We start from the raw sequence: 21620 nt of genomic DNA on the forward strand, positions 1-21620 counted from the left end.
TTACGGCCCCGTTGCGCATGCGCAGCGTTAACACGTTCTGGCAGCCACAATGAAGATCCTGATCTACGGCCTCAACTACGCGCCCGAACTGACGGGAGTGGGCAAGTACACGGCGGAGATGGCTGTGCTGCTGGCCGGCCGCGGTCACGAGGTTCGTGTGGTGTGCGCGCCGCCCTATTACCCTGATTGGTGCGTTGCCGCAGGCTACGTGTCCTGGCGGTATCAGCGCGAGGAGCGCGACGGCGTGACGATCTGGCGCGCACCGCTGTGGGTGCCGGCGCGCCCCAGCGGGCTGAAGCGGATGGTGCATCTGGCGAGCTTCGCGGCCAGCTCGTTGCCGCTGCTCGCCCGGCAGATGCTGTGGCGCCCCGATGCGGCGATGCTGATCGCGCCGACCCTGATGTGCGCGCCTGCTGCACTGGCGCTCGCGCGACTCGCTGGTGCGAGTGCGTGGCTGCATATTCAGGACTTCGAGGTCGATGCGGCTTTCGATCTGGGTCTGCTGAAAAGCTCGCGCGCAGCCCGCGTGGCGCGCTGGATCGAAAGCACGCTGCTGCGGCGCTTCGATACCGTGTCGTCGATTACGCCGCAGATGAGTGCGCGTGCGGTGGTCAAGGGTGTCGAGCCATCGCGGGTCGTGTCCTTGCCCAACTGGGTCGATGTGTCGACCATTTTTCCGCTTGCGCGCGCGAGCGACTACCGGCGTGTACTGGGCATTCCGGTGGACCAGAAGGTGGTGCTGTACTCGGGCAACATGGGCGCGAAACAGGGCATCGAAACGCTCGCCGATGCGGCGGCGTTGCTTGCCACACGGGCCGATGTCACCTTCGTTTTCTGCGGCAGCGGCGCTGCGAAAGCGAGCTTGATCGAGCGCTGCGCGGGATTGACGAACTGCGTTTTTATTCCGCTGCAACCGGTGGAACACCTGAACGAACTGCTCAACCTCGCCGACATTCATGTTCTGCCGCAACGTGGCGATGCCGCTGATCTGGTGATGCCTTCGAAGCTCACCGGCATGTTCGCCAGCGGGCGCGCGGTGGTGGCCATGGCGCGGCACGGCACGGGTCTCTACGACGCGGTGTCGCCGCGCGGCGTGGTCGTGCCGCCGGACAACGTCAAGGCATTAGTGGCGGCAATCACCGTGCTGGTGAGCGATCGCGAACGCCGCGCGGCGCTCGGCCGGGCCGCACGCCATTATGCGGAGCGCGCGCTATCGCCGGAGTCGACGATTCGCACCTTCGAAGAGCGGCTCGCGACGCTGGTTCGTAAGCCTCGCGGCGAGCTTGCGCACGTGGAGCCGCCGTATTTTGATGCCTCGAGATCTTCAACCGCTGTGGCCGGGCGGCGGCGCAAGCCGGCTACAACGGAGGAAGCCGCGCCGGATTGATCCGGCAAGCGGCCATCTCATGAATGGGATATCACCACGGGGATTTGTAGACGGCGTGCTTGCCCGCATCGTACGGATCGGCGTAAGTGGCTTTCGCTGCGCCATCGGGCATCAAGCCGTCGGCTGCATTCGGACCGCCCGGCTGGCCGGCCACGCGCACCTTGCCGTTGGCGGCGGCCTGCGCCTTGTTGCGTTGTTGGCCCTTGCCCACAGCCGGCTGACCGCCTTGCCCTCCCAACACCGTCATGCGTTGTTCGTCGAGCAGCGCGGCCTGCTGGGCGTCGGCGGTATTGCCTTGTTGCGCGTCTGGCGAACCGTAATCGCGCGGCGCGCCGAGCAACTGGGCTTCGCTGTTGCGATGCGCGGCGCCGGGATTGGCGGGTGCCGCCGGGGTGGGGGGGCCGTAGCTGGTCGCAGCCGTAGCGGCAAGGGCCGGTGCAGCGGGCGCGGGTGCTGCGTTCTGCGCGAGCGCCGGCGCGGTGCATGTGCCGATGTAGGTGGCGATGGCGAGAAGCAGCAGGGTGGTGGTACGCGGAAACGAGATGGTCATCGTATGCCCCAGGAAGATGCGGTCTCAATAGAGCTATCGTGCGCCAACCGGCACGTGTGCAGCCGCCAAAACGCTTGCCCGTACGGCCATGAAACCAGGGTCAGTAAGGACTAGTAACATAATGTAACCATGATGCGCGGGCATGTCGATTCCCGTTCGTGGTGTGGAGAAAGATGATGGGTAACGTTGCCGACGATCCGCAGATCGGGCGCATGCCGGAAGTCGACGGTGTTCGCGAGGAGGGCCGTGTCATCGATCTGAGCCGCGCGGGAAAGGGAAACTATTGCGCGAAGCGCGGTGCCCTGATCGAGCTCATCTGGTTTGTCGTTGAAGCCTGCGTGATCAACAACAAGCTGCTGCCGTTTTCCTCGGTCCGGGTTGCGCTGTTACGCCTGTTCGGCGCGAAGATCGGCATGGGTTGCCGCTTCGTGCACCCATTGCGTGTGAAGTCGCCGTGGAATCTGGAAGTGGGCAATAACTGCTGGTTCGGCGTCGACGTCTGGATCTACAACCAGGCGCTGATTCGCATCGGCTCGAACGTCTGTATTTCCCAGGGGACGTTCCTGAGTGCCGGCTCTCACGACATGAGCACCACGATGGATCTGCGCGTGGCGCCGATCGTCATCGAGGATGGCGTCTGGATCACGTCGAAATGTGTTGTGCAGATGGGTGTGACGATCGGCCGGTCGGCCGTGGTGACGCCCTTGTCCGTCGTCCATCGTTCACTCGATCCAGAGGGCGTGTATGGCGGCAATCCCTGTCGTTTTATCAGGAAACGGTTCGATTCCGTGACCTGAAGCACAGATAGAGAACCGCAGCGTTTATACGCTGAGGAGGCCAAGTCGTTGACACGCCGGAATGCCGCCGGACGCAGTGGGATTGTTGTCGATCGATTCTGTTGATCGACGCCCGCGGCGATGCCGATGCTGTGTCCGGAAACGACATGTGCGTGGTTTGCTTGCCAGCCCCGGTTGGATGAGTAGCCGGATTGACGCATTCAGAGATGCGTGAAAAAGATGGGAGTAGGGATGTTCATCGATACTCGTACAGTTGAACACAACACAGTCATTGAAACGACGGTCTGCATTATCGGCGGAGGTGTCGCCGGTATTACGCTTGCGCGGGAGATGTCGAGGGCGGGGGTCGACACCTGTGTGCTCGAAAGCGGGGGCTTCGGGCCTGACGATGAAACCCGCGACCTCTGTCGCGGCGAGAACGCCGGACTGCCCTATTCGTTCGCGGACGGCTCGCGCAGCCGCTACTTCGGCGGCAGCAGTAATTGTTGGGGCGGCTGGTGCCGCCCGCTCGATCCGTGGGACTTCGAGAAGCGCGACTGGATCCCGCACAGTGGCTGGCCGTTCGGCCTCGACGAACTGGCGCCGTACTATGCGCGTACCCATGAACTGCTGAAGCTCGGCCCGCAGAACTTCGATCCTGCCTACTGGGAGCGCGAGATCGGGCGCCATGACGTGCGCCGCATTCCGCTTGCAACCGGCGATATGCGCGATACCGTCGCGCAGTTCAGCCCACCCGTGCGCTTCGGAAAGGCCTATCGCGACGAGCTGTCGCGTTCGTCGCGGGTGCGCGTGTTTCTGTATGCGAATGTCCTGAATATCGACGCCGACGCTCAGGGCACGTCCATTTCGCGGCTCCAGGTGGCGACCCTCAGTGGCCGCAAGATGACGGTGGTCGCCAGGATCTTCGTGCTGGCCACGGGCGGCATCGAGAACGCGCGCCTCCTGCTGGCCTCGAACAACGTGCAGGCGGCGGGCCTTGGCAATGCCAACGATCTGGTGGGCCGCTACTTCATGGATCACCCGCGGATGATGTGCGGCAAAGTGCGTTTTCGTCCGGGCAATGCTCGCAATAAGCTGTACGACATCAAGTATCACTATCAGAATGCCGCCGTGTCGGCGCACGGCACGAAGATATCGTCACAGTTCGCGCCGAAGCAGGAGTTGATGGAGCGCGAGAAGCTGCTGAATTCGCGCGTGTGGCTCTATTCGCGCTGGTTCGGCGAAGGAACCGCAGGGTCCGAAGCGTTGATCCACTGCAAGGAAGCGCTGCTGCAGAAGGACCAGCCGGGCCGCAGCCTGAAGACCGATGTCGCGACGATGATCGCGCACCCGCTGCACACCGTGGGCTACGGTTTGACGCGACTCCTCCAGTGGCCGGTGCTGATCACCGACGTGACGTTGCAGGCCATCGTCGAAGCGGTGCCCAATCCCGATAGCCGGGTCACGTTGTCGGCCGATAAGCGCGACCGGTTCGGCATGCCGCGCGTGAAGGTGGAGTGGCGTCTGGGCGAACAGGTGCAGCGCACCTTCGACAGAACGTTCGCGTTGCTCGCGCAGGAGTTGCAGATGGCCGGCATCGCGGACGTCGAACTCGATGCGCCGCTCGAAGGCCGGCACTGGCCGGCGAAGCTGGAGGGCACGTGGCACCACATGGGTACCACGCGCATGCACGAATCGCCACGTGAAGGCGTGGTCGATCGTGATTGCAAGGTGCATGGGGTGAGCAATCTCTACGTGGCGGGCAGCTCGGTATTTCCCACCGTCGGCGCCAACTTTCCGACCATCACGATCGCCGCGCTTGCACTACGCCTCGCGGGTCATCTGGTGCGGCAACTCGAGGTGCCGGATATCGTCGGCAACGCGCGGGGCGACGCCGCCAACAGTTCGGTGATGTCGAATCAGCCGCAGCAGCCTCAAGCCGGCACCCTGCCGATCGCAGCCTCGACCTTGACGCCGTTGATGAAGGAGCAATGAGGAACGGGCCGGTGACGGTATGCGCCCGGTGGCGTACGGTCACCGGCTCGGTTGAGTGGCTTCGCGCAGCGTGGGAAGCGTGTTTTCACGCGTTTCGCCGGTGCTGCCCTTCGATTCCAGCAAAGCGGTCAACGCGCTGACCATGGTTTCGACCCGGAAGCGTGCTTCGAAAGTACGGACCGCCTGAGCGCGCATGGTGGCGCGCGCGATGTCGTCGAGTTCGAGCCAGCGCAGGAGATTCTTTTCCGTACCGTCGACCGTGTCGGCGGCAACCATTCCCGCACCGTCCGCTTCGATTTCGCGCCACACGTTGACCTTGTCGGAGATCAGCGCCGGCAGTCCACAGCCGAGCGCTTCCGCAACCGCCACGCCGAAGTTCTCCTGATGCGAGGGCAGAACGAACACGTCGCTGGCATGAAACGCGCCCCACTTGAGATCACCCTGCAGCATGCCCGGCAGACTGATGCGGTGCGCGATACCGGCTGCCTGGGCCTGGGCGCGCAGACTGGCCACCCAGCCGGCCTCGTCGGGACCCGCGATGACGAGATGTAGCGACGGGTCGCGGCTGGCGACGCGCGCGAATGCATCGATCAGCAGATCGCAGCCTTTTTTCACGTGCACGCGGCCAAGAAACAGCACGATGCGTTTGTCGCGCAAGCCGGGCACGGCTTGCAGGAAGGCTTCGCGCAAGGGCGCGGCTTCAAGCGGCGGCACGCTCGTGCCGTACGGCACGACCTGCTCATGCGCCCGGTACAGCCAGAACGACTGACGCGCGCGGGCGCGCTCTTCCTCAGTCGTATAGATGACGACGCGTGCGTCGCGCAACACCCGGTATTCGGCCCACGGCCAGTACAGCCACTTCTTCAGATGCTTGAGCGGGTAAGCCTGTTTGAACCACGGGTCGAGCATGCCGTGCACGTACACGTAGTAGGGCACCTCGCTTTGGCGCAGCGCTTTCCATGCCGCGAAGCCGTGGTATTGCCACAAGCCGTGCACGATGACCGCGTCGAAGCGGTTCGCGTTGGCGGCGAGCCACGGCGCGAGTTGTGCGCTGTAGCTGTAGCGGCTGTTGACGGGGCCGAACGCGTGGACCGGAAACGGAAAGGCTGCCAGGTAGGCGTCGCCGGGGGCATCGCAGGTGGCCACTTCGATTTCGTGCCCGGCATCCTGCATCGCTACGCCGCTGCGTCGCACGCCTTCAACCGGGCCGCCGGCGCGGGGATCGATACTGGCAAGCAGATGGAGGATTTTCATCGGGCGAGTTTCGGTCGATTGGGGCGTTGCGTCGACGGGGTGCGCGACACGAGGGCGCCGTACGGGCGGGAGCCGGGCGCGGCGGTTGCCGCGCGGGACATGCCGAGGGCGGTGGCGAGATCGGCACGGCCCATGCCGGGCTGGATTCTGCCCGGCAATTCAGGCATGGCGGCCGGGCGCAAATGCGGTGGAGTCCGCACGCGTTTAATCCGCGCCGGCAGCGCGCGCTGCAATCGCGCGTGCGTGGCAATCATCAGGCCGAGGGCGACGCCGAACACCAGCCCTGAGAACCGCGGCCCGAGCGGATTGCCGCCGATCGACATGGCCGGCAGCCCGGCAAACAGCATGATGGCGCGTCCCAGCACCGGCAGCATGGGCGCGTCCGGAACCACCGAGCGCCAATAGCGATACGAGCAGAAGCAGACCGCCAGGGCGACGAGGGTCGCCAAAGGCATGGCGACGCCGAACAGCAATCCGCCCGCGAAGAGTTGATAGACCCAGAAGTTGTGACCCGCGGCCCATTCGTTGATCGCGTAGAAGTCCTGCTCGCTGATCTGGCCGGCGAGGTCCGGCAGATAGACGGGGGAATAGTGATAGTAGTGGCCGTAGCCTGCGCCGAACAACAGCGTTTCCGGCGACGCCGTCACCTGGTCATACTGATCGCGCATCTCGGCGAGGCGGGTGACGGTGGTCGGGTCCTTGCCGGTGACGGTTTCCTCCGACGCGAAGATACGCTCTGTCCAGTGCTCGGCGATGGCCGGAAAGCTCAACGCCGCGATGGCGGCCACGCCGGCCAGCACGGCGCTGACGATTAGCGTGCGGGCGGCCGCGCGCCAGATCTGCCGGATCGACGGCGCGGACAGCGCCATGGCGAGCAGGAACAGCAATACGGCGCCGACCAGCAAGCTGCGCGTGACGCTCAGCAACTCGACGATCACGGTGCCGGCGAACACAGCGATCGTGAAAAACGAAAAGCGCTTGGCGACGATGAATTCGTGCAGCAGCACGCCTTGCAGCCCGAGCAAGGTCACGGAGATGATGCGGAAGCGGACGTCCTCGAGATCGCCCCCCGGCGCCGCCATGCCAGTCGTCATGCCATAGACGAAGGTGAACACGAGACAGATCACGTTGGCGAAGAACAGGGCTCGCTCGAACTGCGAGATTCTGTATTCGCTCCATGGACGGCAGGCCACCAGATAGCCCAACAGAAACAGCGCGAACGGCAGCACAACGCGCAGGTAGTTGCCCGTGTCGTTATCCTGAATGAACTGGGCGACGATGCTGCCGAACACGCACAGCAACATGCTGAAGGTGACCACCGAGCGCAACCGCGAGCGGTCGCGAAAGCGTGGCGCAATCAGCAAAAGGGCGAGCCCGGTGGCGACTGCCGGCACCACCAGCGCGGTCTGCGCGAAGTGGCCTACGTTGGCGTCGGTCGCTTTATAGTCCAGTGCCAGCGGTAACAGAAAAAACCATATCCAGAGCGTCGCATACTGATGGCGCATTGCTGATTCCTCCCCGTGCTGTCGATCCGCCGTTGGTCTATAGCGGACGGTCTCGCATCGGGTCATTGTGCGGGAAGAACCCCGCCTGGCGATTGCGCGCGGTCGGTTTCGTCGCCGATTGCCTGGGTTCTGGCGACAGTGGCAAGGGCGGTCCCTGCAAGATGCGCGCACACTTCCCCATGTTGTCGGTCAATGCCTTGATGTTGGCGCGCACGCACGCGTGCCGGCACCGAAGATGCAAAAAGGGACATGCGCCCGCGAATGGTGACAGGGGAGAACAACATGAAATTATTTGGCGGGGCGGGACCCGCAACGGGCAGCCGGGCCATCGAGCTGGATTTCGTGCGCGGCATCGCGATTATCATGGTGATGGGCTTTCACTTTCACGCTGTTCATACCAACAACTTCCTGATCCATATCATCGAGTACCCCCTGAAGAACTTTGGGCGTGAAGGTGTCAATCTGTTCTTTACGCTCAGCGGCTTTCTGGTTGGCGGCCTGCTGCTTCGACAGTACGCCGAAACAGGCAACGTCGACGCAAAGCGCTTTATCATCCGGCGGATTTTCCGCATCTGGCCGGCGTATTACATCCTGATCGCCTTTCATGTGCTGGCCGGGCGCCATCCGTGGAATACCTTTCTGGTCCAGAATCTGACCCACCTGCAGAACTATCTGGGTACCTCGATTACCCAGACCTGGAGCCTCGCGGTCGAAGAACACTTTTATCTCGTTCTGCCGGCGCTGTTGCTGATGTTCGCGCGCTGGCGCCTCGGCGCGTGGACGATTGTCGGTGTGCTCACCGGAATCTGCACGGTGGTGCTCACCGCGCGCTGCTTCGCCGTGGCGGGCGGCAACCTGGAAGGGGCATTTGCGTACACGCAATACCGCATCGACAGTTTGCTGGTTGGTGTGATTCTGTCCGCGATCTACTGGATGAAACCAGGCGTCTATCATCAACTTGCGAAGCGCAAGTGGCTGCTGGTCGCCTGCATCGTGATGCTATGCGCGTGGCTCGCCTTTGCGACGCCACACTTCGCGCTCGACGAAAGCATTGGTTATACGATTCAGGCGATCGGTTTCGCCGCGCTGATTGTGTTCGTGCTGGAGTATTCGGGATCGCTCCGTTCGTCGTGGGTATATCGCGGGATTGCCTGGATCGGCCTCTATTCGTACGGCATTTACCTGTGGCATTCGCTTGCGCTCGCCCCCGGCGATATGCTGATTCGCAAAGCGACCGCCATGGGTCTTGCCCCGAGCGTGATCTGGATTGTGGCGCTCGCCGCGCAGTTCGCTTTCGCGATTGCGATTGGCTATGTCACGACCCGCGCGATCGAGTATCCGTTCCTGCGTATGCGCAATGCGATGTTCCCTGAAAAGCGCAGCAGTTCGGTGCGGGAAGAAGTACCTGTTGCGGGCGGCCAGTTGTCCTGATCACCTTCAGCCCGTGCGGCCGGCCCCGCTGCCGCTGGCTGTGGGTTGGCGCGTAGCGCCAGCCTCCGAGGGCTCTTGCCGAGGTGGTCGTGTGTCGAACGGTGTGTTGCCGGATCAGGCCATCTGCTGAAGCAAGGTCTGCTTGAATTGCCGGAGCGTATGCCGCGACAGCAGATCTTCGCGTTCCGCCGGCACGGCTTGCGGCGCGTGCGGCCACGAGGTCATCGTCTCGGTGATCGCACGGCCAATCGAGGCGGAGCTCAGGTCGCTCAGAATCGGTCCCAGCTCGCAACGCCGGCTGAACCAGCCGATCAGTCCGTCTTCGGTTGCAATCACGGGTTTGCCGAAGCGGTATGCCTGCACGAGCACGCCGCTCATTCCATAGTGTCCCTTGTAGCCTAGCCAGACTGCGTCGCAGGCGGAGAACAGATCGCGCTCGACGTCGTTCGTAATGAACGAGTCCAATATCAGCGGTGCGGGCGTGAGGCTGCGCACATGATTACGCATGAAATGGCGCGTGCCCGCGTCCTGCTCACCGGCGACGATCAGCGTGGGCGCATGCTCCAGACGGGTCAACGCGTGGACCAGTTCGTAGATGCCTTTGCGTTCGGTGATCGAACCGTACACCAACAGATAACGTTGCGTGGGGTCCAGTCCGAGCCGCTCGCGGGCCAGCACCGGATTTTCCGCTTGCTCGTCGGGAAACGGGTCCGCAACGTAGGCGATGGCCGCGCTGGACTTCGAGGCGCTGCGCGCCGACCACTCAGGCAAGGTGGGGTCGATCGTCAGCAATGCGCGCAGTCCGGCGGTCCGTACGGCGCGCTTGAAAAGCAGGGCCTTGATCGCATTCACGACCGGTCGATCCGGCGACTTGATGCCGACTTTGTGATGATGGAAGGTCGAGCGCATCGTGATACCGATCCACGGCGTCTTGCCGAACGGCGAGCCGAGAAACGGCAGCCCGTAGAAGAAGTAATCGACATAGGGCACGACCACCAGCCTGATCGGTTGCGCACGGCTGACGACCCGATGCACGCGCTTGAAATAGCGGTGAAAGCGCGAGTACTGGTTCGACTGGCGCAGCAGCCCGCGTGGCCGTTCGTCGGGATCGACGAACGCGATTTGCAGATCCGCGCGGTTCGCAGCGACGATCTGTCTGGCGAGCGGATGGTCTTCGTTGCCGGATTCCGTCGCGAGCATGCAGGGATAGCCCGCTTCCGTGCAGGCCTGCATGGTCCATTCGACATAGCGCCAGCGATGGCCGGTGAGGTTGGGCTCCACAATCAGGACGTAGTCTTGTTCCATCGATGCGGTGGTCGTCAGTGGTCGAATGCGTTGTGAAAAGGCACCCTCGCGCCGCCAGTCTGGGGGCGCTAGCGGAACAACGTTAGCATCGGCGGCGGCAGTGGACCTGTCTATTTGACCCGTTCTGTGGGTCAACGTACTAGTCCGCAATGGGTTCGGCTGAACCGGCCTAGCTGATGGCGGTTGTCGCCGATTCTCTCGCGGTAAGGTCATACATAGTATTCGATGAAAAAGCTCGCCAGCTTGCTGGTGCGACCTCACTATTTTGCGCCAGCGGCGTTTCGCAGCGATGCGTTGAATCGCTGCGTGTGGCCGATTCAGCGGCGCTCCGATTCGACGGAGATACAGCTTGCGGGCGATCAGGCTTCCGGCGTTCTCAATAGCGGCCAGCTTTGGCACGAGCGCGGCGACGTGGGTGCTGTTGCAGCAGTTCACCGTGCGTGGACTCGTAGCAATCAAATTTCTTGCGATCGGCAGGATGCTCGGGCCGGCGGCGATCGGCAGCGTGAGCGTGGCCTTGCTCGCGGTGGCGATTGCCGAGGCGTTGTCTGACACGGGTCTCGCGCAAGCAGTCATTCAAGGCGAACATCCGCCGACGCGTTCGCAACTCGGCGCGGTGTGGACGACGCTGACCGCGCGCGGCGTGCTCATCTCGCTGCTGCTGGTCGCGCTCGCGCCATTGCTGAGCAGCCAGTTTCATCTCAACGGTTCACTGGTGCTGATTCAGCTTGCGGCGCTGCTGCCGCTCCTGCGCGGACTGGCATCGCCCACGTACTACCTCGTGCAGCGCGAGCGGCGGTTCCAGCATATTGCCGGCGTCGAAGTGGCCGCGGCATTTGTCGATTGCTCGACCGGTCTGGCGCTCGCTTATTGCGGTGCCGGGGCGGCCTCGGTGCTGATCGGCCTCGTGGCCGCTGAAAGTCTGAAAAGCGTCCTGACCTGGGCGACGATGAAACCGCGTCCTCCGATGCGCGCCGTCTGGTCGGGCATCGGTCAGTACGTGGGCTTCAGCCGCTGGATCTGGGCGAGCAGTGTGGTCAATCTGCTGCTCAACCAGTTCGACAAGGTGGTAGTCGGCAAACTGCTCGGCCCGGCGCAACTGGGCGGCTATCAGATGTCGTCGCGGCTCGCGCAGATGCTGCTTGCCGACGCCGCGATCGCCATGTCGCAATACCTGTTCCCCACGTTCGCGGCGCATCATCGCCGGAGTCCGCAGTCGGCATCGAGGCTCATCAAGCTCTACCTGCTCGTGATCGCGATGGGGTTGGCGGCGTTCGTCGAGGTGCTGAGGTGGGTCGCCGAGCCGCTCTTCTCGTTGATTCTCGGCGCGGCCTGGCTGCCTGCGGTACCGCTGTTCAGAATTCTGGTGATCAATATGGCAATCGGCGCGTTGATCGCCGTGCTGGTCGCTTATCTTCGCGCGGTGGGTGACGCGAAGGCAACCGTGCATGCGTCGCTGATTCAGGTCGTTGTGCTGGTGGTCAGCGTGCCGCCGGCGGTTCATTGGTGGGGAGTGACGGGCATTGCCTGGTCCATGACGTTTGGCCTGGGTTGCGCCGCGGCGTGGATGCTTTTCAGGACCCTGACTGCAAGGGTTCCATGATGCGTGTCTTACATCTGCTTCTGGCGCCGCGTTTGTCGGGCGCCGAAGTCCTCGCGAAGGATCTGGCTATCGATCAAAGCGCCGAGGGCATGGCGGTGTGTGTGGCCTCGCTGCTACCCGTGCATGCCGAATTCGTGCCGTTGCAGGACGATCTGCAGAAGCTCGGCGTGCAGTGCTTGTTTCCGCCGCGGCGCCACCGCCTCGCCGGCAAATTGTGGAATCTGTTCATCGCGGTGCGGCAGTTTCGCCCGGACGTGATATTTGCGCACGCTACGATTCCTTCTTTTTACGCGCGCGCGTTACCGCTGCGGGTGCCAGTCGTGTATGTCATGCACTCGGCGATCAACGACTTCGAGCGGCCGTTATTCCGGCGTATCGAGCACATCCTGTCGGGACGCGCGCGGGTGGTGATCAGCGTATCGGAACAAGGCGCGACCGACTACGTGCAGGCCATTGGGCCGCATCCTTCGATGACCGTGGTGCCCAACGGTGTCGATCTTGGGCGCTTCGCGTTCACCGACGGCGCCGGGCGTAGCGGCCGGGCGCCTGAGGTTGTACAGATCGGGCGCTATGCGTCGGAGAAGAATCAGCTTCTGACGGTGCGCGCCTTCGGCGAGGTGCTCGAGCGGGTGACAGACGCGCGCCTCGTCCTGCACGGCGTGGTCGAGGATCCGGATTACCAGCGCGCGGTTATCCGCCTCGTGCGGGAGTTGGGACTCGCGGACCGTGTCGTGGTGGCGGGACCGCGCTCCGACGTGGCGAGCGTGCTGTCGGAGTCGAGCGTGTTCGTCATGCCCTCGCGCAGTGAGGCACATAGCGTGGCGTTTCTCGAAGCGCTGGCCTCCGGTATCCCGATCGTCGCGAGCAGGATTCCGTCGTTTGCGTTTGCGAATGGATTTCCCGGCGTGCAGTTGGTCGATACGGACGATGTGCCTTCCTACGCGGAGGCGATTGTCGTGGCGCTAGGTCAGACGAGGGCGCAACGCTCGCTTGCCGGCCTGACACTCAAGGAGACGGCGGCCCGCTACCGGGCGATCGCGCAGCAGGTCAGTCGTCATCTGGCGGTATCGGTTCGCTAGTTCACCTGATCATCTCACCCGCGCCCGTGGCGCGCCGCGTTCAATGGTGGCTGATGGCGATACTGCGTTCCTCGGGTGTCGCCTCGGGCGCGGAGGCCGGTGGCCACGCGCTCGCCACTTCGGACTCGCGCAGCGCGAGCGAGACAAGCAACTGGGCTTCCTTGCTGCTCGAATCGAGTTGCAGCGCATCGCCGGCCTTGTGCCAGACGCATGCCCATCGCGCGATATAGCCACAACCGCGTGCCACGCTCAGTAGCGCGTCCCGCTGCTGTTCACGCTCGGCCACCGCTGCGCGCATGCGCTGTGCCTCGGGATTGTCCGGCTGTACCGCGATAGCCGCCGCGAGGCGTGCTTTCGTCGCCGACAGATTGTTCTGCTGCAGATTGGCGCGGGCGGCTCCCATCTGTTTCGAAGCATCCACGCGGGGTTTGTCGGGCGGCTTGCTGGTCTGGCCGCCTGGATTGCGCTTTGCCTCGGCCGATGCGGTCACCATGCGGCCTGGCACCGGCAGCGTAGACGCCGGTGGCGGGGTAGGCGGTGTTCGCACGGGGGCGGGCCTCACCGGCGTTTGAGCGACGAACATAGGCGCAGATCGCTGAGCAGCGGCAAGCGGCGGCCCGACGTTCTGGGTTTTCACTTTGCCGGATACCGCGATGGGGGTGCCCTCGACCGAGTCGTTGCTGTGAATGAAGCCGAGGTAGACGGCGGAGGCCACGACCACTACCGACGCACCGAGCACCAAAGGCTGGCGCAGTCTCTGCGAGGCGGGGGCAGTGACCGGCGACTCTGTAGTGACGGCGGACGGATCGATTAAGTCGCGCGAGGAGGGACGCCAGATGCGCGGCGTGATCAGCCGGGCGGGCAGCATCGGCTCGGTGTCTTCCAGCGGGACTTGCAGGGGCGGTGGGGGCGTGGGGCGCGCGCCGAGTGACTCGACCGGACGCGTGTGGCATTGGGGGCATGGCGTAAAGCGACCGGCTAGCGGCGCACCGCAGTGCTCGCATTGGGGGTGATCATGCTGATCGGAAGTAACGTCGCTAAGCATTGCCGTTTCGCAAGTGGGCGTCGAATACCGGCGCCACAATCAAGAAAAACAAGGCACCGCAACGAGGCTTGCAAGCGGGATTACTGTGCGACGACGTAACCCCGTGCCTGCATGCATGCGCCATACGCGGCCCAGTACTGTGTCATTGGCGGTTCGGGCGCCGGCAGTGGCGGCAGCTTCACGCCGGATGCCGCTGCTGTCTCCGAGGCGCCGTTTTCCGCGATGGTGGCCGATGCCGGCGTGGCGGCCGCGGTCGTTGCGCTTGCGGGTGCGGTCGTCGCTGTGGTCGAACTTGCTGTCTTCGTTGCCGCTGCGGTGGCTGTCTTAGCCGTCGCTGTATTCACGGCGGGCTCGCTTGCACCCGGTGCGGCTGCGGGCATACCGGTGCCCGGCGGCGTCGCTGAAAAACTGCTGGGGGGCAACGGGGGCCGTGACGGCGCACCCGTCGACGATGTTTTGGTGGCCGCGGGTTTGCGCGGCGGAAGCTGCGATTCGTGCGCGATGTTGATCTTGGCCTGCTTGTTGGCCGTGGCATAGCACATCGCGGTGTCGATGCTGCGCTGATAAGCGCTTTGACTTCGGATTGGATAGACGAGCGGCTGCCATGCGAAGGCAGCACTGCTAATCACCCCTATCGTCAATGCTATATATATTCTGATTCGCATCGCAGTCGCTCCCGCAGCGATGGTTCGCCGTTCGCCGGCAATCGCGCTTCGCGGGATGTTGTCGTGGCTGCTGATTCTGCCGCTAAACGGCGGCTCACTGCCGCGAAGGCTGCTTGTTTGAGCGTAACACCGGGCCTTGTCGGCTGAAGGCGCCGCATAGCGCGCGAAAACGCCATTCTGCAGTCGTATCACGACATATTCGCATTTTTTTAATGCGGGGGAAGCGCGGTAATCGTAGCGCCCTGCGCCCGGACCCATCCGTCTGCACAATGCCCTGCGCTCGCCACAGTGACATGACCGGACCACTCGAACGCCGGATCGTGTGTGTGAGAGCGCACTTAACTTAGGCGGAGAACGGCGCTTACTGGGTACGGTTGTACTGTCTGACGTAACGTGCATGCCATTCGGCAATCCAACCCTGACGCGAGACGCTAACCGCTATCAGCACTCAGATAAATGAAACCTGTCATTTTCAATGGGCATTTTGGCTGGCTGCATCCAGCCGACGGTAACAGGGGTGTGGTGCTTTGCAACCCCTTCGGACACGAGGCAATGTGGTTGCATCAAGCGCTGCGCGAACTCGCGCAGCGTCTGGCCGCACGTGGCATTCCGGTTTTGCGTTTCGACTATCGAGGGACAGGAGATTCCATTGATCGCGAAGGCCTGGTGTGTCCCACCGATTGGGCCGACGAAGTGCTCGAGGCAATCGACTACTTAAAGCGCGTCACCGGCATCGAGCGGGTTTCCCTCGCGGGCTTTCGCTTAGGCGCAACGGTCGCTGCATGGGCGGCGCGCAAGCGCGAAATCGAATCCATTGCCATGCTCGCACCGGTTCGGTCGACGCGTCTTTTTTGGCGCGAAATGAACATCCTGAATCAGACCTGGCGACAGACTGCAGGTGTTGACGAAGATCATGAGCACACGCCGCCTGGGGCGCGGGACATCATGGGCCACCGGGTCAGTGCGGCGGCGCTCGAAGCGATCGGCGATCTCGACCTGTGCGACGAACCACAAATACCCGCTCAGCGGATCCTGATCGCTCACAGTGGCCAGCGCGACGGTACTCACGCGCTCGGTGCCCACTATGAAAGCAATGGCGCGCGCGTGGAGTCTATGGCCTTCGAAAACTACACGCAGGTACTCCAGACCGCATGGCTGACCGAGCTCCCGGAGTTACTGTTGGACAGGGTGGCGGATTGGCTGTCGGAGGGGGGTGAGCCGTGTGTCCGAGCGCCGGCAGTGCTGGTTAAGGCGAGCCCGGTGCTCGTCAACAGGTCCGCGATGGAATACCCGGTGCAACTGGGGGACGGGAACGTTTTCGGCATCCTGTGCGAGCCTGCCATGCGGCGCACCGCGCGTGAGCACACGCCCGTACTTCTTATCGCCAATACGGCCGCCACGCATCACGTCGGCGACGGACGTTTTGGCGTGGAGCTCGGACGGGCGCTCGCCAAGCGCGGATTCGCGTCGCTGCGAATCGACGCCGAAGGGCTTGGCGACAGTGGTGGCGCGACACGCACCGCCGGTCCGGGCCAAACGATCCTCGATGCGATGGGCGAGGACCTGTCCCGCGCGGCGGATTGGCTCGTTGGACGCGGTTACCGCGACGTCGTCGTTTTCGGTATCTGCGCGGGAGCCTACGTGGCGCTGCAGGCGACGAGACTGAACCGCGCGGTGCGTGGACTCATCATGATCAATCCGGTCGCCTTCGTCCTGCCGGACGGCTGCACGATGCAAAGCGCGGCCGAACGCAGGCCAGGGTCACCGCGCGTGTATCTGCGCTCCATGGTGCGCACCGGGAAGTGGCTCGAGGTGATCCGCGGCGAGGCGCGGCTTGGACCCGCCCTGCGCACGATGTGGCGGCACGCCGTTGCGCATGTACAGGACAGGGTGGCGGCCTGGAGCGGCGAAGCACTGTTCCCGGCCACGGAAAGTCACGAGGCCCGCAAGCTGTTTCAGCGATTGGGCGCAGACGGTGTTCACATTCGTCTGCTCTTTAGCCCGCGAGACCACAGTCTCGGCGAACTGCATATGCATTTTGGCGTGAACGGCCGCCGCCTGAAAAAGCTCTCACGTGCGCGCGTGCTCATGATCCGCACCATGGACCATGAGGTGCTGAGCCGGATTGCTCGGGAAGATGTGACGGCCGTATGCGAGGAACTGCTATACGCGGCGTTCGTTACTGCCGCGACGGACGAGAAAATCTCCCCTGTACCGAAGGCGATCGGCGCCGCTGTTGCATCGCGCCCCGCTCATGCCGGCACCGGCGCGGGAAAAGAGCGAGGTGCGAGTCGCGAATCGGACATGCCGGCACGTTCTTCGCGGGCCAAAAACTCGGCGTAACACCCCGTGCGACGTGACACGCTTCTGGCTTCTGTCTAGCGCGCTTCAACCGCTTGCGCTTTACTCCATTGCGTCACTTCGGACGCGTTGCTGTCGATCCAGCTTGAAACGGGAACGATCTTGCCATGACAAATCACGATGAGCGCGATAGCGGTCGCTGCGAACGGCGTGGAGTCGTGCATCGAAAACTTTCCGACTGAAAAGGTTCGGACGCGAGACTGACCCATCAGGCTCCATGTCATGCCGGCGATCAGCGTGCCGAGCAGCCACCCGGTCACGACTTCGGCGGTTGAATGCAAGCCCATCAGGACCCGCGACACACCGATCGCCACTGCGCAAGCGAGGCCGAACAGGTAAGCCAGCGCAACCGTGCGTGGTTTTGCCTGCGTCGCGCAGAGGCCAAAGGTCGTAGGATAGACCGCGCTGGCCAGCATGGAATGGCCACTGATGACCGCAAAATTCAGCGCAGGGATTTCGACGCCCCATCCTGCGTGGGCAAGCCTGCTCGCTGCCACGGCCAATACCCCCACACTGAAACAGCTCGTCCAGGCAAACAGTGGCCGCCACGCCCGCGTCGCTGCAAGCCACAGCATGACGACGCCTGCAAGGAGCGACGTCAGGTAAGGGTCGCCGAAATTGGTGACATAAGATAGCAGCCGCACAATAACTCCCTACGTTAGACAGGTCGATTGACTTTCCACAAACTTGTTTCGCACTCCGCGAAAATCCAGGTGCTATAGAGGCGTGCCTGTTGCACTTAGTGGTCACGCTACCTGGGTGTTCGCTCTTGTCACATGTTGTTCCGTTTTGTCCGTATAACATGATCGCGTGATGTGCTATGTGCGGCTCGGAACCGACAGGGACCGGCACGCTGCATCGATTTTCCGGGTGCGCGCCGCGTGACAACAACGCTGTAGACGGCATACCACACTGCCCCGCGTGATCTCAACGTTCTCTGTTGATTGTTCTCTGTTGATTGGTAAGGGAATACTGCGGCCGGCGGCGAGCGAACCCGGCGTGTGGCGCAAATAAGAGCGATAGTTTGGCGGATGGTGAGACGCATAATGGACAACCCTAAGTAGCGTCAGATATGACGAGATTCGTCTGATTTAATGTGTTCCTCATAAGGAGTCTTGAGGTTGTGGTCAACGTGCACGGTTGGTTGAAGCCGTTGAAGAATTCGCGGTGTACGCATTGCTTTCCTCATCGCCGGTGACGGCCCGCACGACAGATTGCCTGACTGTCGTTTGCGCGCGCCCCATCTTGCGGTGACGAGTGGAAAGTACATGCGGGCGGGTCTTGCCGCCCGGCAAGAAGTGGTTTGTCTGATGTAAGCACCTGATTTGGTGACGTTCAACTTACCTGACCAGTCAACAAGAATTGCTGTTGCGTGGAAGTCGTTTTTATTCACCGATCCGCATACGACAATTTCAACAATCCGCGTACTCAATGCGGTGATAGACCTGGCAACCTTGGGTGAAGGATCATCAACAGGAAAAGGCTCCGATTTGGACAACCCATCTTATCGATCGCTAGTTTATGTTTCCCGTTCCCCCGAGCGGAGTCTGTGCGACAAGCTTGGACACCGCGGCTGGGACGTCGCGGCTCTGAGGTCCGTCCGCGAGGCGAGGGCCTATCTCGCCGCACGCCGTCCAACCGTAGGCGTGTTCGACTTTGCGAGCGGCTTTTCGTCGCGCGAACTTGCCAGTTTCCAGTCTTGCTTCGCCAGGCGTGGGGTGGGCTGGGTCGGCATCCTCGCCGCGCCTCAGCTAACGAACGAAGTTCAGCGCGGTGTGATCCGCCGGTATTTCTCACGGTTTGTCACCGTTCCTTATGAGCTCGACAGCATGGTCGACACCATCGGTCATGAGCACGGCATGGTGGTACTCAATGCGGAAACAGACGCGCTCACGGGTGACGATGAAATAGTGGGTACCTGTCCGGCGATGCAAGATCTGTTTCGCGCCATCACCAAAGTGGCGAACAGTGACGCCCCCGTGCTGATTTCCGGCGAGTCGGGCACGGGCAAGGAATTGACGGCCGTGGCGATCCATAAGCGTTCGGTAAGGCGCAACGGCCCCCTGGTCGCGATCAATTGCGGGGCGCTTCCTTATCATCTGGTGCAGTCCGAGTTGTTCGGGTATGAACGTGGCGCCTTCACGGGTGCGTTCCAACGCAAAATTGGCCGCATCGAGTCCGCGCACGGCGGCACGCTGTTCCTCGACGAGATCGGTGATTTGCCATTGGAAAGTCAGTCCATCGTGCTGCGTTTTCTGCAGGACAGGAAGATTCAGCGGCTCGGCAGCACGGAGTCCATCGATGTGGACGTACGGATCATTTCCGCCACTAATGTCTCGCTCGAAAAGGCCGTCGCCGAGCAAACGTTTCGCGAAGATCTCTATCACCGGCTGTGTGTGCTGCGCATTGAAGAGCCGCCGCTCAGGGAGCGTGGCGAGGACATCGAGATACTCGCGTATCACATGCTGGAAAAATACCGCTCCGACGCCGCGCATCAGATCCGCGGGTTCTCCGGCGAAGCGATTAGAGCGATGCATGCGCATAGCTGGCCCGGCAATGTTCGCGAGCTTGTGAACCGCGTTCGTCGCGCGATCGTGATGTCGGATGGGCGCGTGCTTGGCCCGGCCGATCTGGAACTGGACTATATGCTGAGCGAAGGCGACAACACGCTGACCCAGGTGCGCGAAGCCGCGGAACGAAAGGCGATTGAAGCGGCCCTGCGCCGTCATCGCGGCCGGTCCCGCCCCGCGGCTCGTGAACTCGACATCTCGCGCGCGACGCTGTACCGGCTAATGGCGAACCACGGTGACCGTGGGCATCAGGACAGCATTGCCACTGCCACGCGGCGCCCGGCTGGCCCTGCCGCATGCGACGAGGAAGAGGACGCATGGAAGGAGCGCTACGCAAAAGTGGGCAAAGATTGAGCGCGTCAGGAAGGCAGGCGTCCATAGCTGTCCTCGAACCTGACAATGTCGTCTTCGCCTAGATACGTACCCGACTGCACCTCGATGATCTCAAGCGGTGTCTCTCCCGGGTTGCTCAGGCGATGCACCGTGCCAAGCGGAATATAGGTTGACTGATTTTCACTTAGCAGGAAGGTCTTTTCGCCGCACGTCACCTGCGCTGTTCCGCGAACGACGACCCAATGCTCTGCCCGGTGATGATGCATCTGCAGGGACAGGCTCTCGCCCGGCTTGACCACGATCCGCTTCACCTGAAAGCGATCGCCCGAGTCAAGCGAATCGTAAAAGCCCCACGGCCTATGCACCTTGCGATGATGATCCACTTCCGAACCGTGCTCAGCACGAATCCGTGACACGACGGCGTTGATCTGCTGAGCGTTCTGCTTGTCCGCGACGAGAATCGCATCCACTGTCTCGACGACGATTACGCCCTCCAAACCCACGCACGCAATGAGACGGCCTTGGGAGTGCGCAAAGGTGTTGATGGTGTCTTCGAAGATGACCCGGCCGCGCGCCACGTTCCCACGCGGATCCTTCGGCATCATCTGCCACACGGCATCCCAGGAGCCGACGTCGGACCATGACGAATCCATCGGCACAACCACGCCACAGGTGCCTTTACATTCACCAAGCCGCTCCATGACACCGTAGTCGATCGATTCGTCCGGACAATCGTCGAAGTCTTTCGCAGCGAGATGCACGAACTTGCCGTCCCGTGAGCGGTTGCGATGCGCAGCCTCGCAAGTGGCGTAAATCGACGGGTGCAGCGCGTGGATAACCGATAGCCAGACCGAAGCCCGAACCACGAAGAGCCCGCTGTTCCACCAATATTCGCCAGACCGAACGTACTGCTCCGCCAACTCACGGTGCGGCTTCTCGACGAACCGGTCGATCACGAAGCCGCCATCGTGTCCCAACGGCACCCCTACGCGAATGTATCCGTAGCCCGGTTCCGCATGCCGCGGCACCACGCCGATGGCGACGACGGCGCCGTCGGCGGCATAGTGCGCGGCGCGCGACACGGCGTCCTGGAACGCGAGCGCGTCGGGAACAACATGATCTGCAGGCATCACCACGAGCACGGCGTCCTTGTCCCCGGCGACTGCCTCGAGGGCCGCCGCGGTCAGCGCAGGCGCGGTGTTGTGCGAGGACGGTTCAAGGAGGATGCGAGACGGTTTGCCGCACTCGTTTAGCTGTTCGGCACTGACGTGGCCATGATTCTCGCCACAGACCAGGAGCAGGGTGCTGGAGACCGGCCACCACGCTTCGAGGCCATCAAGGCGTCGTGCGGTCGTGGCCAGCAGTGACTCTTCTCCAATCAACTCGATAAGCTGCTTCGGATATTGCTCGCGGGAGAGGGGCCACAGTCTCGTGCCGGCACCGCCCGCCAGAATCACCGGCTGGATCGATAGACGCTCGTCAGTCATGGACGTGAACTGCAGCAGTTTCGATTGGGGCGCAAAGGCGGTAGTCATCTGGCGGCTCCGTTTCAGATGGGCAAGCCTTCGTCGTGGCGACGCGCTTCTCCCCTGAATCAGACAACGAAGTGGTAACGACGACACCATATGTTGATGACGGGGGCCGCTCTGTGCGGATTCGAACTTAACGGTTTGCGAGGTAGGATCGTAATACGCGAAGCATGGTGAGTAGCGCTAACCCGCGTGTCGTTTAAAGTGATGATTGGTATGACTAGAAATAAAA

General features: G+C 62.7%; 16 protein-coding genes. 8 read left to right on the forward strand and 8 right to left on the reverse strand.

All coding sequences use genetic code 11. The features are described 5' to 3' along the window. The first annotated feature begins 49 nt into the window (after positions 1 to 49). The gene (locus GNZ12_RS33275) at positions 50 to 1387 is read left to right on the forward strand and encodes a glycosyltransferase WbuB (protein WP_172309674.1); all 1338 of its coding nucleotides are present in this window, start codon (positions 50 to 52) and stop codon (positions 1385 to 1387) included. Between the two features lie 31 nt (positions 1388 to 1418). Here GNZ12_RS33275 and GNZ12_RS33280 read toward each other — a convergent pair whose 3' ends face one another. Further along, positions 1419 to 1937 carry a hypothetical protein gene (locus tag GNZ12_RS33280; RefSeq protein ID WP_172309675.1) on the reverse strand — a complete coding sequence of 173 codons (519 nt, stop codon included), beginning with the start codon at positions 1935 to 1937 and terminating at the stop codon, positions 1419 to 1421. A 176-nt stretch (positions 1938 to 2113) separates the two neighbouring features. On the opposite strand from GNZ12_RS33280, the gene GNZ12_RS33285 reads away from it, so the two are divergent. Beyond that, entirely contained in the window at positions 2114 to 2734 is a 621-nt protein-coding gene (locus GNZ12_RS33285) for an LbetaH domain-containing protein (protein ID WP_172309676.1), read from the forward strand. Between the two features lie 231 nt (positions 2735 to 2965). Beyond that, the gene (locus GNZ12_RS33290; protein ID WP_172309677.1) at positions 2966 to 4708 is read left to right on the forward strand and encodes an FAD-dependent oxidoreductase; all 1743 of its coding nucleotides are present in this window, start codon (positions 2966 to 2968) and stop codon (positions 4706 to 4708) included. Between the two features lie 39 nt (positions 4709 to 4747). Here the strand turns inward: GNZ12_RS33290 and GNZ12_RS33295 are convergent, their stop codons facing one another. Both GNZ12_RS33295 and GNZ12_RS33300 read right to left on the reverse strand, forming a co-directional pair. Then, entirely contained in the window at positions 4748 to 5962 is a 1215-nt protein-coding gene (locus GNZ12_RS33295) for a glycosyltransferase (RefSeq protein ID WP_172309678.1), read from the reverse strand. After that, positions 5959 to 7467: an O-antigen ligase family protein gene (locus GNZ12_RS33300; protein ID WP_172309679.1), complete on the reverse strand. Its 1509-nt coding sequence runs from the start codon at positions 7465 to 7467 to the stop codon at positions 5959 to 5961. The genes GNZ12_RS33295 and GNZ12_RS33300 overlap by 4 nt, the downstream gene beginning before the upstream one ends. Before the next feature lie 282 nt (positions 7468 to 7749). Between GNZ12_RS33300 and GNZ12_RS33305 the strand changes: the two genes are divergently transcribed. Beyond that, positions 7750 to 8898 carry an acyltransferase family protein gene (locus GNZ12_RS33305; protein WP_172309680.1) on the forward strand — a complete coding sequence of 383 codons (1149 nt, stop codon included), beginning with the start codon at positions 7750 to 7752 and terminating at the stop codon, positions 8896 to 8898. Between the two features lie 114 nt (positions 8899 to 9012). Here the strand turns inward: GNZ12_RS33305 and GNZ12_RS33310 are convergent, their stop codons facing one another. Next, the gene (locus tag GNZ12_RS33310) at positions 9013 to 10203 is read right to left on the reverse strand and encodes a glycosyltransferase (protein ID WP_172309681.1); all 1191 of its coding nucleotides are present in this window, start codon (positions 10201 to 10203) and stop codon (positions 9013 to 9015) included. 349 nt (positions 10204 to 10552) lie between these two features. Here GNZ12_RS33310 and GNZ12_RS33315 point away from each other — a divergent pair, with 349 nt between their 5' ends. Continuing rightward, positions 10553 to 11806: an oligosaccharide flippase family protein gene (locus GNZ12_RS33315; protein WP_172316255.1), complete on the forward strand. Its 1254-nt coding sequence runs from the start codon at positions 10553 to 10555 to the stop codon at positions 11804 to 11806. Beyond that, on the forward strand, positions 11806 to 12885 hold the full coding sequence (locus GNZ12_RS33320; RefSeq protein WP_172316291.1) for a glycosyltransferase: 1080 nt from the start codon (positions 11806 to 11808) through the stop codon (positions 12883 to 12885). Before GNZ12_RS33315 ends, GNZ12_RS33320 begins: the two co-directional genes overlap by 1 nt. A 40-nt stretch (positions 12886 to 12925) precedes the next feature. Here GNZ12_RS33320 and GNZ12_RS33325 read toward each other — a convergent pair whose 3' ends face one another. After that, entirely contained in the window at positions 12926 to 13930 is a 1005-nt protein-coding gene (locus tag GNZ12_RS33325; protein WP_172316256.1) for a hypothetical protein, read from the reverse strand. A gap of 80 nt (positions 13931 to 14010) precedes the next feature. Further along, positions 14011 to 14595, reverse strand: coding sequence for a hypothetical protein (locus GNZ12_RS44670; protein WP_235993956.1), 585 nt, complete (start codon positions 14593 to 14595; stop codon positions 14011 to 14013). A gap of 456 nt (positions 14596 to 15051) precedes the next feature. On the opposite strand from GNZ12_RS44670, the gene GNZ12_RS33335 reads away from it, so the two are divergent. After that, positions 15052 to 16938, forward strand: a complete 1887-nt coding sequence (locus GNZ12_RS33335; protein WP_172316258.1) for an alpha/beta fold hydrolase — start codon at positions 15052 to 15054, stop codon at positions 16936 to 16938. Positions 16939 to 16973: 35 nt separating this feature from the next. Here the strand turns inward: GNZ12_RS33335 and GNZ12_RS33340 are convergent, their stop codons facing one another. Further along, positions 16974 to 17600 (reverse strand): phosphatase PAP2 family protein, encoded by a 627-nt coding sequence (locus GNZ12_RS33340; protein WP_172316259.1) that lies wholly within the window; start codon positions 17598 to 17600, stop codon positions 16974 to 16976. Positions 17601 to 18446: 846 nt separating this feature from the next. Between GNZ12_RS33340 and GNZ12_RS33345 the strand changes: the two genes are divergently transcribed. After that, the gene (locus GNZ12_RS33345; protein ID WP_172316292.1) at positions 18447 to 19880 is read left to right on the forward strand and encodes a sigma-54 dependent transcriptional regulator; all 1434 of its coding nucleotides are present in this window, start codon (positions 18447 to 18449) and stop codon (positions 19878 to 19880) included. Between the two features lie 5 nt (positions 19881 to 19885). On the opposite strand, the gene GNZ12_RS33350 is transcribed toward GNZ12_RS33345, so the two are convergent. Beyond that, entirely contained in the window at positions 19886 to 21346 is a 1461-nt protein-coding gene (locus GNZ12_RS33350; protein ID WP_235993961.1) for a mannose-1-phosphate guanylyltransferase/mannose-6-phosphate isomerase, read from the reverse strand. Positions 21347 to 21620: the final 274 nt, after the last annotated feature.

The organism is Paraburkholderia solitsugae, from assembly GCF_013177695.1.
GTDB classification, from domain to species: domain Bacteria; phylum Pseudomonadota; class Gammaproteobacteria; order Burkholderiales; family Burkholderiaceae; genus Paraburkholderia; species Paraburkholderia solitsugae.